The sequence below is a fragment of the Brevibacillus parabrevis genome, from assembly GCF_003710905.1.
Taxonomy (GTDB): Bacteria; Bacillota; Bacilli; order Brevibacillales; family Brevibacillaceae; genus Brevibacillus; species Brevibacillus parabrevis.
In genome coordinates this window covers 153,610-166,798 of record NZ_RHHV01000007.1, presented here as the reverse complement: position 1 = coordinate 166,798, position 13,189 = coordinate 153,610, and the positions used below count along the sequence as shown (strand labels likewise).

13 protein-coding genes are annotated in these 13,189 nt (G+C 52.0%); 3 read left to right on the top strand and 10 right to left on the bottom strand.

Annotated features, from left to right (window positions below):
• The 4 genes from EDM60_RS09690 to EDM60_RS09675 all read right to left on the bottom strand — a co-directional run.
• On the bottom strand, positions 1–1,571 hold a 1,571-nt coding region (locus tag EDM60_RS09690), incomplete at its 3' end, for a collagen-like protein (protein ID WP_208715200.1).
• Positions 1,572–1,648: 77 nt separating this feature from the next.
• Positions 1,649–2,404: a hypothetical protein gene (locus EDM60_RS09685; RefSeq protein ID WP_141254276.1), complete on the bottom strand. Its 756-nt coding sequence runs from the start codon at positions 2,402–2,404 to the stop codon at positions 1,649–1,651.
• Between the two features lie 103 nt (positions 2,405–2,507).
• Positions 2,508–2,834 carry an alpha-helical endospore appendage domain-containing protein gene (locus tag EDM60_RS09680; RefSeq protein WP_122963797.1) on the bottom strand — a complete coding sequence of 109 codons (327 nt, stop codon included), beginning with the start codon at positions 2,832–2,834 and terminating at the stop codon, positions 2,508–2,510.
• Positions 2,835–2,877: 43 nt separating this feature from the next.
• Positions 2,878–3,963 carry a glycosyltransferase family 2 protein gene (locus EDM60_RS09675; protein ID WP_122963796.1) on the bottom strand — a complete coding sequence of 362 codons (1,086 nt, stop codon included), beginning with the start codon at positions 3,961–3,963 and terminating at the stop codon, positions 2,878–2,880.
• Between the two features lie 154 nt (positions 3,964–4,117).
• On the opposite strand from EDM60_RS09675, the gene EDM60_RS09670 reads away from it, so the two are divergent.
• From EDM60_RS09670 to EDM60_RS09660, 3 genes are all read left to right on the top strand, one after another.
• Positions 4,118–5,218, top strand: a complete 1,101-nt coding sequence (locus EDM60_RS09670) for a glycosyltransferase family 2 protein (protein WP_122963795.1) — start codon at positions 4,118–4,120, stop codon at positions 5,216–5,218.
• Positions 5,219–5,222: 4 nt separating this feature from the next.
• Positions 5,223–6,797, top strand: a complete 1,575-nt coding sequence (locus EDM60_RS09665; RefSeq protein WP_122963794.1) for a glycosyltransferase family 2 protein — start codon at positions 5,223–5,225, stop codon at positions 6,795–6,797.
• Between the two features lie 323 nt (positions 6,798–7,120).
• The gene (locus EDM60_RS09660) at positions 7,121–7,624 is read left to right on the top strand and encodes a S4 domain-containing protein (RefSeq protein ID WP_122963793.1); all 504 of its coding nucleotides are present in this window, start codon (positions 7,121–7,123) and stop codon (positions 7,622–7,624) included.
• Positions 7,625–7,834: 210 nt separating this feature from the next.
• Here the strand turns inward: EDM60_RS09660 and EDM60_RS09655 are convergent, their stop codons facing one another.
• The 6 genes from EDM60_RS09655 to EDM60_RS29090 all read right to left on the bottom strand — a co-directional run bounded on the left by EDM60_RS09655 (position 7,835) and on the right by EDM60_RS29090 (position 11,655).
• Positions 7,835–8,671 carry an N-acetylmuramoyl-L-alanine amidase gene (locus tag EDM60_RS09655; RefSeq protein ID WP_122963792.1) on the bottom strand — a complete coding sequence of 279 codons (837 nt, stop codon included), beginning with the start codon at positions 8,669–8,671 and terminating at the stop codon, positions 7,835–7,837.
• 1 nt (position 8,672) lies between these two features.
• Positions 8,673–9,068 carry a phage holin family protein gene (locus EDM60_RS09650; RefSeq protein ID WP_063226740.1) on the bottom strand — a complete coding sequence of 132 codons (396 nt, stop codon included), beginning with the start codon at positions 9,066–9,068 and terminating at the stop codon, positions 8,673–8,675.
• Positions 9,069–9,189: 121 nt separating this feature from the next.
• The gene (locus tag EDM60_RS09645; RefSeq protein WP_122963791.1) at positions 9,190–9,501 is read right to left on the bottom strand and encodes a hypothetical protein; all 312 of its coding nucleotides are present in this window, start codon (positions 9,499–9,501) and stop codon (positions 9,190–9,192) included.
• Positions 9,502–9,944: 443 nt separating this feature from the next.
• Complete coding sequence (locus EDM60_RS29390; RefSeq protein ID WP_267901895.1) at positions 9,945–10,061, bottom strand: CD1375 family protein; 117 nt, start codon at positions 10,059–10,061, stop codon at positions 9,945–9,947.
• A complete protein-coding gene (locus EDM60_RS09640) occupies positions 10,061–10,252 on the bottom strand; it encodes a hypothetical protein (RefSeq protein WP_122963790.1) in 192 nt (63 codons plus the stop codon). The genes EDM60_RS29390 and EDM60_RS09640 overlap by 1 nt, the downstream gene beginning before the upstream one ends.
• Complete coding sequence (locus EDM60_RS29090) at positions 10,252–11,655, bottom strand: hypothetical protein (RefSeq protein ID WP_167470269.1); 1,404 nt, start codon at positions 11,653–11,655, stop codon at positions 10,252–10,254. The genes EDM60_RS09640 and EDM60_RS29090 overlap by 1 nt, the downstream gene beginning before the upstream one ends.
• Positions 11,656–13,189 lie beyond the last annotated feature (1,534 nt).

The window sequence follows — 13,189 nt, the reverse complement described above, 5'->3', positions numbered from 1 at the left end:
CCCGCAACCCCGGTGGCTCCCGTCTCCCCGGTGGCTCCCGTAGCTCCAGTTGCTCCCGTGACTCCAGTTGCTCCCGTAGCTCCGGTTACTCCTGTGGCTCCGGTTGCTCCCGTGGCTCCGGTTACTCCCGTAGCTCCAGTTGCTCCCGTAGCTCCAGTTGCTCCCGTGGCTCCGGTTACTCCCGTAGCTCCAGTTGCTCCCGTTTCTCCGGTTGCCCCCGTGGCTCCGGTTACTCCCGTAGCTCCAGTTGCTCCCGTGGCTCCGGTTACTCCCGTCTCTCCTGTCGCTCCCGTGACTCCGGTTGACCCCGTAGCTCCGGTTGATCCCGTGACTCCGGTTGCTCCCGTAGCTCCGGTTACTCCTGTGGCTCCGGTTACTCCCGTAACTCCGGTTGACCCTGTCTCTCCGGTTACTCCCGTAACCCCGGTTGATCCTGTGGCTCCGGTTGTTCCCGTCTCTCCGGTTGATCCCGTAACTCCAGTTGCTCCCGTGGCCCCAGATTCTCCCGTAGCTCCAGTTGCTCCCGTAGCTCCGGTTACTCCCGTGGCTCCAGTTTCTCCCGTGGCTCCCGTGGCTCCAGTTACTCCCGTAGCTCCAGTTGCTCCCGTGGCTCCAGTTACTCCCGTAGCTCCAGTTGCTCCAGATTCTCCCGTGGCTCCGGTTACTCCCGTAGCTCCAGTTGCTCCCGTGGCTCCGGTTACTCCCGTCTCTCCGGTTACTCCCGTAACTCCAGTTGACCCCGTAGCTCCAGTTGCTCCCGTCTCTCCGGTTACTCCCGTAACTCCGGTTGCTCCCGTGATTCCGGTTGCTCCCGTAACTCCAGTTGCTCCCGTAACTCCAGTTGCTCCCATAGTTCCGGTTGACCCCGTGGCTCCAGTTGCTCCCGTTTCTCCGATTGCCCCCGTGGCTCCGGTTACTCCCGTGGCTCCAGTTGCTCCCGTAACTCCGGTTGACCCCGTGGCTCCAGTTGATCCCGTAACTCCGGTTGACCCCGTAACTCCAGTTGATCCCGTAACTCCAGTTGACCCCGTAACTCCAGTTGACCCCGTAACTCCAGTTGACCCCGTAACTCCAGTTGATCCTGTGTCTCCGGTTGCTCCCGTGGCTCCAGTTGACCCCGTGGCTCCAGTTACTCCCGTGACTCCAGTTGCTCCTGTCTCTCCGGTTGCTCCCGTAGCTCCAGTTGCTCCAGTTGCTCCAGTTGCTCCAGTCGCCCCCTTCCCCGCCCCTGTCGCTCCGGTTGGACCCGTTGCTCCGGTTGGACCCTGCATGGTGGAGGCGCTCAACACCGTCTGCAGCTTCGCCTGGAGGAGCATGTCTTGTTTGATCGTCGCATCGACCATTTCTCTTACGCTCTGGTCAATCGCCAGCAAATCATCTATCGTCGCTCCCGCAGGTCCACTCACACCAGGAAGCGTTCCTAGGACATACTGAATTTTTTCGCCTTCCGCATTCAAGATATGGCTTAGCCCCAATTCCTCCATGGCAAAAGAAGACAGCAACAAGTTAATGGCGTCTTCGCGCGTAATCGTAATTGTCGGGCTGATATTTGGGATATTTGGAAATGACAAAACTCTCCCCCCTTCCCCGTGAAAAGCGCAGCCTCCCCATTCCGCTTATTCAATAGCCAAAAGAACACCATCCAACCTCACGGATTCTTCTTCCACTTCTTGGACTGGACCACAACCTTGTGGCTTTTGGTCACGGCGGGCAGTACCTCCCTGTTTAACCAAGGAGCTTGATAATGGCGATTTGTCTCGATAACGGAACGGACGCTCCCCCCGAGATCGCCGTACTTTTTCAATGGCAGGACAATGTCCTTCAATTTCACTTTAAAAGCAGAAGAAAGCGCGCTCGAAGGCGAACCATACCTTTCCAACTGCTGCAAAGCCGAACCAAGCATGGAGCGTTTTTCCCGCTGTGCAGCTTCCCCCTCAATCCCTCGATTGGCAAAAGGCACTCCCCAAAAATCCGCTTTCCGCACACAAATGCGAAAAAAATCATCCAACTGTTCGAGCAAATGAATAAGCTGCTGCTCGGACGATCGGTGACAGGGCGACGTTTGCTGGAGAGCAATGACATGCAAAATGATCTGTTCCACTAGGCCAATGGCCGCTAGACCAAACGAGTACACAGCCGTCCATGACCTTTTGCAAACCTCCGCAACCTGCTCCGATTTCTCTGCCATATGATCTTGCCATGCAAAAAAAGAAGCCATCCCCTTTATCCGGCTAAAAGTTATCCAATGCAACATAATCATCGCTTCCAGCCAAAGACTTGACGATTTCAGCGCCTGGAATAAAAGTGGGATCGCTTCTTCCTTTGGATGTGTTTTGGCGGCAAGCAAAAAAGCTTTGGTGTGACACGCTTGGCATTCCGCCAGAGAAGCCATGGCTTTTTCCATGGCGAAGGCAGCGGCCAAAAGCCGCTCATATCCGTCTGTTCCCCCTGTCGTTCCCTGGCGATTCGTCCAATGAACCACACCTGCAAGCATTCGGTCAAACGAGCTATTCCTCATGACAATCCTCGGCAGGATCTCCCGAATCGCCCAGCTTTCGTTCCATTTCCAAAATATTATCCAGCTTGAATTGCAGCAAAATTTGCTTGCTGATGATGCTGCGCAGCATTCTTTCGACGCTTTTGTTAATGCGCAGCATATCTTCCAGGCAAACCTCCTCTTTTTGCAGCAAACGCTGAATTTTTTCCCCCTCCGCATTCATAATATGAGACAGGCTGATTTCCTCCATGGCGACAGAGGTAAGCAACAGATGAAACACTTCCTCGCGCTTCAGCGTGATGCGCGGCGTTATGTCAGGCACATTTGGCAACGACATGTCTCATGACCTCCGTTTCCAGCCGCCGGAAAAAGCAATTCTCTCACACTGACGGCTGCGCTTCTTCCCGGCTGGCAAAGTACCTTTCGTTGTGCAAAACGCTCGGATGCGTAGGATGGTGCAGCTTTGACATCTCGTGGTGAATTTTTGCCCTTCCGTACTCCCCGATCTGATCATAGCAGTAGCACAACTGCAAATGAGGCAGCCACGACCAGGCAGGTTCATCTGTCATCCCCATCATGTTTGGTGGCCGTTCAAGCAAAGTCGCTTGCCGGAACCAGTAAATCGCTTTATGAATATCCTTTTTCTCCAAAAAATAAGCCCCTACCTTGCAGCAAAATTCCGCCCGCGGCGCGTCAAAAGCCAATGTTCTCACCAGGGACTGAATCTGTTTTTCCGGCTGCTGCAAGTTCGCATAACATTCCGCTTGTTTATAGCAAGCCATAATCTGGTCCTCGATCCAGCCCTGTCCGCCATCCAAAAAGGCTTGATATTGCTCGGCCGCTTCCTGATAGCGGCCATGATCGTAAAGTTCGTTGGCAAAGTAGTACTGATCCCTGGGGGAAAACGATTCGTTTCGCTCCTGCCGCCGCAAATAAATTTGCAAATTGCGGTCGGTGTACGCCTTCTCCTTGCGATGCGTGACCGCAATGTCGCTGTGATAAATCTCCCCTCCCACCTCCAAATATTCGTGGACAGCGCCGTGCCAGACAAATTGGCGTTGCCGCTTCACCAGCCGATTTCGCCGCAGGAACTTCACAGGCTGGCCCCGATCGTCAAAGGCAAGGTGATAAGGCATGGAGACACTGTCGTACTCAAAAGGCTCCATTTTCCGCAGCGCCAAAAACCGTTCCCGGTCAGCTTCTTCCAACACATCGTCGGCATCGAGCCAAAAAATATAGTCTTTGCTCGCCTGGCTGAAAGCAAAGTTGCGCGCTGCCGCAAAGTCGTCGATCCACGCAAACTCAAACAGCCTCGCCCCGAATGACCGGGCAATTTCGCGCGTCTGATCTTCAGACCCTGTATCTACAATGATGATCTCATCCACCAAATCGCGCACAGTCGACAAGCATCGACCCAGTGTCTGTTCTTCATTGCGAACGATCATGCACAGGCTGACTGTGAACATGCAGATCGCCCTCCTTAGGCGCAAAATCTTTTTTACATCCTATTTTCCGGCCAAGCCCAATATGTATATCGCTCCTCACATAACTTTGGCTTTCAAAGAATAAGGTTTATCGAAAGCATGATGAAAGAACAACCCAAAGAAGGTGATAGCGTCCATGACACCTCCGCTCATTTCGCTATGCATGATTGTCAAAGACGAGGCCGATCAGATCGAAGCATGTCTGGGAAGCGTTCATTCTGTTGTAGATGAGATCATTGTCGTCGACACAGGTTCAACAGACGGCACACAGGAGCTTTGCCGCAAATACGGTGCGAAAGTCATCGAAGCTCCGTGGGAAAACAGTTTTTCCAAAGCGCGGAATATCGGATTGAAAGAAGCCCGTGGGGAATGGGTTTTGTGGCTCGATGCGGATGAGCGATTGGAGGAAGCAGATCAGGAGGCGTTGCGTCAGGCGGCCATTGCAAGCAAATCGGACGTCCTGTTTCTCAAGCTCCTTCATTACCAAGGCCCGAAAAAAGAAACGGCCTCTCTGCATCTGGCAAGCCGCAACGCGCAAATTCGCCTTTTTCGCAACAAAAAGGGGTTTCAATTTGCAAGGGATATTCATGAAGTGCTGCAATGGCCCGAAACGGTTCCGCAGGACGGGGCGATCCCGCTGATTCCTGTCCGCCTTCACCATTATGGCTACATAGAAGAAGTTGTTACGAAGAAAAACAAAGCCAGACGCAACCTGAAGCTGCTTTTGGAAGAGAGGGAAAATCCCGATCGCGACCCGTGGTGCGACTACCACCTGGCCAGCGAATTTTATCGCGCGCAAAAATGGGAGCACGCCTTCATTCTCGTCAATCAGGCGCTGGAAGGCTTTTTGGGCAAAAGTCAGTTGCCGCCGTCTCTTTTTTACAAGCTAAAATACGAGATTTTGTTCCGGCACGGCAGCATGCGGGGGGCATGGCCCGGCATCGAATGCGCCATTCGGCTCTATCCGGATTACGTGGACCTGCATTTTTACAAAGGAGTTTTCTTGATGGAGCACGGGCTGTACGCCGAAGCGATCCAATCGTTCGAGCGTTGCCTAGAGATCGGGGAAGAGCATTGGGAGCATCTCAGTCAGCAAGGAATGGGCAGCTTTCATGCCTTGCACTATCTCGGACGTTGCATGGAGCGTCTGGGCAAATCAAAAGAGGCGCACGTATACGACCAGACCTCGGCCAACATGGTGCGTACATGTGCCCACACGCCATCGACCAAGGGGTGATAAAATGACGACGCAAACGCGGATTTTGATTGGAAGCCCGGTTTGCCAACAACCGGACGTGCTGCGCATGTTTTTGTTTTCGCTGGAAAAGCTTTCGACTTCCGATATGGCCGTCCACTACCTGTTTGTTGATGACAATAACGATCCTGCTTCGAGCAGACTCCTCCACCATTTTGCCGAAAAGCACTCCGGCCAAGTGGAGATCATCCGCAGCCAGGAAGCACCCTCTACCTACTCTTGCAACGAGACGACCCATATTTGGACAGATGAGCTGGTCTGGCGGGTAGCTTCCTTCAAAAACCAACTGATCGAGCGCGCCAAATCAGGCGGCTACGACGGGCTGTTCCTCCTCGACTCGGACTTGCTGCTCCAGCCAGCTACGCTGGAAACTTTGCTCGCATCGGAAAAAGACATCGTCTCGGAAGTTTTCTGGACGAGTTGGACGCCAGACACGCTGCCAGTTCCCCAGGTTTGGCTTACGGACCAGTACACGCAGTATGAAATCAACCATCGGCTGGAAACCATCTCTGCCGAGGAACAATACCTCAGAAAGTACGCCTTTTATGGAAAGCTGCGCGTTCCCGGCCTGTATGAAGTGGGCGGCCTCGGCGCTTGCACCTTGATTCGCCGGAAGGCATTGGAATCCGGCGTGAACTATTCGCGTATTCACAATGTCACGTTTTGGGGAGAAGATCGCCATTTTTGCATACGGGCTGTGGCGCTAGGGTTCTCTTTGTTCGTAGACACCCACTACCCCGCGTTCCATCTGTACCGGGAAAGTGACTTTGCGGAAGCGACCGTCTGGATGAAACAAATCTACGGTTCCGCTCCGCTCCGCGTCAAAAAATCCCCCTCTCTTGCCGTGCCCGCTGTGCCCACGTCCCGTCCCAAAATTACTTTGTCCATGGTCATCCACAACGAGGCAGACAAACATCTCGCCCACGTGCTCACCAAGCACAGGGAGTACATCGACGAAGCCGTTATTATCGACGACGGCAGCACAGACGACAGCGCCGAAATTTGCCATGAGCTGCTAAAAGGCATTCCCCTCCACCTCGTCCGAAACCCGACGCCGCAATTCACCAACGAAGTCGCCCTGCGCAAACAGCAATGGAAAGAAACCATTTCTCACCAGCCAGAGTGGATCGTCAACATGGATGCCGACGAAGTTTTTGAAGACGGGTTTGCCACAGGTGTACATGCGCTGCTCTCCAGACAGCATGGCGATGTGTGCTGCTTCCGCCTGTATGATATGTGGACTGAATCCCACTACCGTGAAGACCCGTATTGGCGCGCCCATTATGTATACCGCCCATTCATCGTCCGCTACCGCCCCAACCTTCGCTATCTGTGGAAAGAACAGCCCTTGCACTGCGGACGCTTTCCCGGCAATATTTTCGAGCTGCCTTCCTTTCTCAGTTACTACCGGGTGAAGCATCTGGGCTGGTCATCTGAAAAGATTCGCCAGGAAAAATACGCCCGCTACAAGCTGCTGGACCCAACCGCCCTGTATGGCTGGAAAGAACAATACGAATCGATTTTGGACGCCGAGCCAAATCTCGTGCCGTGGAGAGAATAAAGGGTTGGTAACATTAACCATTTGTGGTAAAATCGTTTACAACTATTTGGATAGGAAGGTACGGGTGCGACGTATGCCAACAACAACTTTGTAATGGCCTAAAAAACTGGATAGCCTTGCTCCTGGAAAAACAACGCGTTTTTTCGCCCAGGTGCAGTCTGCCCTTTTTTCCCATTACAAAGGAACGTAACGAAATCTGTAGGCTGTCCTTCTTACGGAGATTCGCTATGGGGAATCTCCGTTTTTTGCGTTCAAAAAAGCCAGTCTGCAAGACATCCAAATAGCAGGTACGTTCCTTACCCTTTTTCACGAGGTGAAGGATCATGCTAGTCATGGAACATACGTGGGTATTAACTCAAACGCCATGCACTCTCCCCGTGCTGCGGTATTGCCGGAGCTGCGGACGCACCGTACCCTTTTTCGATACCAGCATTCGCCGGCACAACGCCAACGGCAAAAACATTTATCGTTTCGCCATCTACAAATGCGAGCGGGACCACACATGGAACGAGAAGCTCGCCATATACAAATCGTTTACGGAGCATGTAGAAGTACCGGAGCAGGAGACAATGGCAGAAAATCTCGCCTTGCCCGTCCTCCCTGTTCTCGATTACAAAGAGCAAGGCGTACAGGAAGTCCGCATCACGATTGAAAGCGCAGATGCGCGGTATCGCCTCGACAAGCTGCTCGCCAGTCGACTGGATGGCTGGAGCCGCAGCCAAATCGTGCAAAAGATCAAGGATGGCCGCATCCGCGTCAACCAGCGGGAAGCGAAGCCGAGTGCGATTTTGTCCGCCAGCGACGTCATCGTCATTGTGATCGGCTGACACTTGCTTGCACCATATTCAATAGCAAAAGGGGCTGTCCCAAAAGTCGAATTTTCGGCTGAGCGACGCCCTTTTTCCTTTCATACGCGTCGATGAATCAATGTTTCCGCTTGCTTGACGTTAGCTAATTCGCCTTTTTGGGCAGCTCCTTTGTGCTCTGTTGGGTCGTGCTGCCAACGCCGCTTATTTTTCGCCTTCTGTTACTCAGGCTTATCCTCGCAGCACTACCGTTTTCCTCGCTGCGTCCCAGCTCACTTCCATTCCTAGCAGGGCAGCCACCTCTCTTGCCGGAGCATAAGCGGTTCCATTTTCATGGAGACAATTCAGTTCGTGACCGTTCACCGTTACCGTTTTGGTACTCGGCTCCCACCCGACCGTTGCTCCCGCTGCCTCCGCGACCAGCCGGACCGGGACATAGGCAGTTCCTGCAATCAGCTTGCCTGTCGTCGCCAGCGTCAGCTCGACAGCGCAGTTATCAACAGGCGCCTGTGGTTTTTGTGGAAAACCTGTTAGCAACCTGTGGACATCCTGTTTAAAACTTTCCCAGGCAGCTTGCGCATTTTTGCCAAAATAAGCTTGCGCCGTGCGCTCATCGACAAAAAAGGCCGGGCAGTTTTTCCCGGTAATGTCGTAATGCCGCCACAACTTATCCACAGCCCAGCCATAACGTTTTAAAAGCTCTGCTGTCAAAGCTACGGTCTGCTCGTACATTTTTGTAAAGCTGCCGTCCGCGTTGACACACATCTCGATGCCAATCGTGCAATCGTTCGGGTACGCGCTCAGCTTTTGCAGCGCCTCTGCCTTGTACGATTTCGCCCCCACGTGATAGCCCATTTCCGTCTCAGGCAAACACCTGATAATTTGCCGGTCGTCCACGATGTAGTGAGCGCTGGCTTCTGTCGTCGGCTTGTTGAAGTAGTTCCGGTTTGCCACCGCATCGGCGCCTTTTTTCTCGTTGGCTGTCCAGTGGATGACCAGTCCTTTCGGGACAATCTTTGTGCCTGGTCTGGCCGTTTGGTTCGTGAGCAGCATTTCCGTGATTTGCATGTTATTTGCCCTCCCCTCTCCCTTTTAGCACCTCTACTGCTCGCTTAATCAATTCCGGAACGGGCAGGCCAATGCGTCCCGCGTTCTCGATGATGGACAGCAGCTCATTTGCCAGGTAAAAAAAGATCGTCGCGTCGCGGATGAAATTTTGGTCACCAAGCGACATGTCGATCAGATGGGCAATCGCGACCATGCAAAAAATGAACAACTTCCGCGCAATGCCGATCATACCGACCTTGCTTTTTAACTTTCCTTCCATTCCGGCTGCAATCAGGCCAGTGACAAAATCAAAAATGACGAATGCGAGTAGCACACTGAGCAATGCTGACCAGCCGCCAAAAAGAAACGAGGCTGCTGCGCCTCCGATAGCAATTCCTGTTTTGATAAAGTTGTCCATTCGCTCTTCTTCCTCTCTCCCCTCGGTGCAGTAAAAATTGCCCCGATCGGCTCGGGGCTGGCTCTCGGTCTTGGTGATAAAAAAATACCCTCGGTTTTACCCGAGGGCCGTTGATGGCGTTTTAAAATGGACCACTTAATGGTGTTTCATACGTTATGTTCTCGTGTTTATCCTTTACTGCCCCGGGAACAAACTTTACTTGATAGAAAAACCCGGTATGCCAAGTATCAGGATTATAACGCATGTAAACCTTGAGAATGGGCTTTTCCGGATCGGTTGTATCCCATTCAATACTCTGGTTCCAATTTTGTTTTTTTAAGTTGGCTCCAGTATGACTGTTAATGTGGGTAATGAGCTGATCAATATCAGTAATGGATAAGGTATCCTCTGATAATTCTTCATTGAAGCTAATCAGCAAAATACTCGCATTCATAACAGTGATTGTGCCAACTGCCGGGCTGGTATCGCTATTCTCGACTTATCCCCTTCTCTCCACGAGGGGTTTCGTTCGAGCCTACACCGCGCGAGCGACTTTCATCGCACACGGCGTTCCATCAACGGATAAAAAGCAAAAAACCTACAACGGGCAAATGTGATTATAAGCTCATTGCGTATAACTGGTCCTCTAACTAAAGTTATGCATTGAGACAAATTTGAAGCTAACGGAAAGGAGCCACTCAGTAGCTCCCCATGAAAAACGCCCTCTTCGCTTGGGAAAAGGCGCTATGCTACTGGTGCTCCATCGGTACTCAGCCCGTTAGCTTCCAGGTCTTCTTTTACTGCCAGCTTCAAACCAGTTGGCACACTGTCGTATGTGCGGCGGCCAATACGATCAGAGCTACCTAGCCCCGAAAAGATATGAGCCGGATGCCCAGATTAACCAGTGCTGCTTTCAGCATCAAGCATCGCCTGTACTTCCTCTTGAAGATGTGCGGGAACTTGGTCCATCTTCCGCCTGCCAGCCTTGACCAAACTGTAGTAAATTGCTGCCACTAAGATGTCCCTCCCATCTGCTCTTTCAATAGAAGCAACTCCTCATACAGTTGAGCAGTTGCCTCCATGATTGTGAGCTTGTCATTTTTTTCGGCGACCAGTTCCGCCTCCAGCCTGACAATCTTTTGTTCCGGCGTTTCCTGCTGCTTTTTGCGAATTTCCGTGATGGACTCTTGATTGCTGAACTTCATCAGTCAAAAGCACCCCCATATCCATAGACGTGGACTCGCTGCGTGGCAGAACCTTTTGCAAGGGTGACCCATACGCAAATAGCCCAGTCGGCTGCTGTCTTCGTCTTGTTTGTGAAAATGTAGCCGCGGCCACCGATTACGGCATTGCAAGCATCTTCCCAGGTAGGCGTAGCATCGAGATAGTTATTTGTGACCAGCAAACTCTCGATCTCAGAGTCGGGCGGCAAGTATCGCTCCAGCGTGAACAGGATTCGCTCCGGCATGCCATCTACTGTGAAGAAGGCAGCGACATCCGGGTTGTTGTAGTCCAGCATGAACTCCAGATGTGTCTCGGTGCGGGTAAAAGTGTAGACGCGCTCGGATGAAATGCCTGCGCTGTCCGTAGCGACGATCTTCAACTGGTGCTGTACGTCGAGATCAAGCTTGATCCATGCATCATGTGTCAGCTCGAAGGTGTTCTGCTGACCATCTGTCCCGGCGAATGACCTGACTTGCTGGCCGTTTAGGTACTCGGTGAAGGTGAAGGAGTTGCCTTCCGGGTCTGCGGCTGAATATGTGACTGTCGGCCGCTCCGTAAGCGTTCCAAGGTCGCTGTTTTGACCGCTGATCGTAGGCGGACGGTTCCAGACCACGCGGAACTTGCGCGTGACTTCCGCGCTTTTGCCGCCTTTGTCGTCTTCGGCCCAGACTGCCAGCGTGTGATCGGTGTTCTCCGCCAGATCGACGCCAGCGACATCGACCGCGCCGTCCCACATCCTTTTGCCGCTGTACCTCAGATCGCGAGCAAAAGAAAGAGGCGTGCTGCCGTCTGAAACTCCAGATGCGATGTTTCGGATGGTGCCGCCGTTGATGCGGTATTTGATGGTGACTGCGTTGTCTACGTCCTGATCCAGTGCGCTACCAGCTACAGAAAGTGTAGCGTTTTCGGTCAGCGTCTGGTTGTCAGGCGTAGTCAGCGTGACGACAGGCTTCTTGTTCGGGTTTAGGACGCCGTAGTATTTTACTGCTCCGGCCGCTTGATAAAGCGTTGGCGGCACCGAGAAGTCAGTCTGGAACGACTGGTCATAAAACGTCGCTGGCTTGGTTCCTGCGCCGACCAAAAACGGACCTTGATATGTGACGAACTCGTCCGTTGACTCGATCCGCTTGATATAGCCGCCGTCTTCGTAGGTTATCGATAGCTTTCCGTTTTTGTCAGACGTGATGCTAGCGTTCTGTCCTTTTACCAGCTTTCTCGGCGCGGCGGGCCAGGTTATGGCGTCTGTTGAGTTGCTGTATCGAATGTAAGGGCTAACCGTATTATCGGAATCTGTACCGTGCCAAACAACATGCAGTTTGTCGTTTGGTGTGGTAATTGCTTGAGGACTTGCTTGAGGGTAGCCCCCGCCGTCGTAAATCATCACTCCACGTCCGTCATTGGATGGGTCCCAGGCGAAACCGAGATAAAAGTTAATGTAAATTCCGTAGTTGTTTGGGGCACTTGACCATACGCTAATGATCGCAGGATTTTCTAATACATACGCTACACATGGACTGGTGATGTTTGTACCTGAAGCATCATAGTACGTCAACTGACTAGCTGAACCAGGCGACGGATCAAGCGTCCCGTTCGACAAAAATACAAGGAAACCAGTGCGAATGTTGAAACTGTTTGGGAGTGTTGAGTTTTTCGTGCTGGCTGCCCACCAAAGTTCGGAACCGTGAGAGTTGACTATTAGGTCAATGCCATTAAATGCGGTTTGTCCCGAGTCGATTGCACCTTTATACAGAACCCAACTTGCGTTCAATCCCCATAGATTCGTGTTCGTTGCGTAGATTGCGTCGATTGCGATAAGGTTGATATCTGCGGTTCCTGTCGAAAATGCAATACACACTACACTATCCTTTGATGCGATCGAGAAGTAGGTCAAGTCACTACTTCCGTTACTCACGTAGCACAATTGCGCCCATGCTTTTCCGTTATTGGTTGACTTGTATAAATAAATGGTTTTTCCTGTAAAATCATAAACGGCCCCCACTAGCCACCCATTGTTCAAACGAACAGGCTGAGCCATTTGAGAAACAAGATGAGCCTTACTGACCACATTGACTGGAACATACAGCTTGCCATCCTCTTGCACTGCGGTGAAGTTTCGAGTCACTTTTGCTGAGTCATCGCTGCCATCGTTCACCCACACTTGTATGGAGGACACTTCTGCTGGTAACAGGCCAGAAACGTCAGCCGTCCCGTCCCAGAAACGCCCCTGTGAGTATGTCAACGTTTTGCTGAATGTCTTCGCTGTTGTTCCGTCAGATGTTCCGAGTGTGATACTCTGCGTCGGTCCGCCGCCGATGGAATACTTGACTGAGAGGGGTTGTCCAGCGTCTGCATCAGACACGCTGCCTTCCAACTTGTATGTGCTGCCTTCGGTCAAAGCAAGGTTGTCAGTTGGCTGCGCCAATGTGATGGAAGGGAGACTATTATCCACATAGTCAACTGTGACATTATATTGATAGTAGTATGCGTAAGTTCTAGTATCCGCCGACGATACCGTTCCACCGTATGTAGCGGTTACTTCCGCGAACCAAGAGTCTAACATTTTCGTGCAGCTGCCGTTGCTAGTACTGATCCTTGAAAGAGTACCGGAATACGTACCATCATTGTAATAGATTGCGCCGGGTAATGCCGCCAGTGCGTTCCCGTATGCACCAGAGCAGCCCGTCGCGCTATCGCCAACAGACGTTCGAGAATCTGTCTTATACGTTGAGTGCGAGACCGATCCACCAGTCTGAACCGTTCTCGAAACTGCACCATTTTTGAGAGTAAAGGTTAAGGTATTGCCAGTTAACGAATAGGAAACTGTACCTGTATTTACAGTAACTGTATTTATCTTCTTGAGATTTGGTAATGTTAGTACCTGAGTTTGTGATTGAGAGGTACTCTCTGGATAAGACATC

Coding starts and splice junctions, on each gene's coding strand:
- EDM60_RS09645 (WP_122963791.1), bottom strand. CDS start 9,501: ATGAATGCGAGTATTTTGCTGATTAGCTTCAATGAAGAATTATCAGAG.
- EDM60_RS09650 (WP_063226740.1), bottom strand. CDS start 9,068: ATGGACAACTTTATCAAAACAGGAATTGCTATCGGAGGCGCAGCAGCC.
- EDM60_RS09655 (WP_122963792.1), bottom strand. CDS start 8,671: ATGCAAATCACGGAAATGCTGCTCACGAACCAAACGGCCAGACCAGGC.
- EDM60_RS09660 (WP_122963793.1), top strand. CDS start 7,121: ATGCTAGTCATGGAACATACGTGGGTATTAACTCAAACGCCATGCACT.
- EDM60_RS09665 (WP_122963794.1), top strand. CDS start 5,223: ATGACGACGCAAACGCGGATTTTGATTGGAAGCCCGGTTTGCCAACAA.
- EDM60_RS09685 (WP_141254276.1), bottom strand. CDS start 2,404: ATGGAAAAAGCCATGGCTTCTCTGGCGGAATGCCAAGCGTGTCACACC.
- EDM60_RS09640 (WP_122963790.1), bottom strand. CDS start 10,252: ATGAAGTTCAGCAATCAAGAGTCCATCACGGAAATTCGCAAAAAGCAG.
- EDM60_RS09670 (WP_122963795.1), top strand. CDS start 4,118: ATGACACCTCCGCTCATTTCGCTATGCATGATTGTCAAAGACGAGGCC.
- EDM60_RS09675 (WP_122963796.1), bottom strand. CDS start 3,963: ATGTTCACAGTCAGCCTGTGCATGATCGTTCGCAATGAAGAACAGACA.
- EDM60_RS09680 (WP_122963797.1), bottom strand. CDS start 2,834: ATGTCGTTGCCAAATGTGCCTGACATAACGCCGCGCATCACGCTGAAG.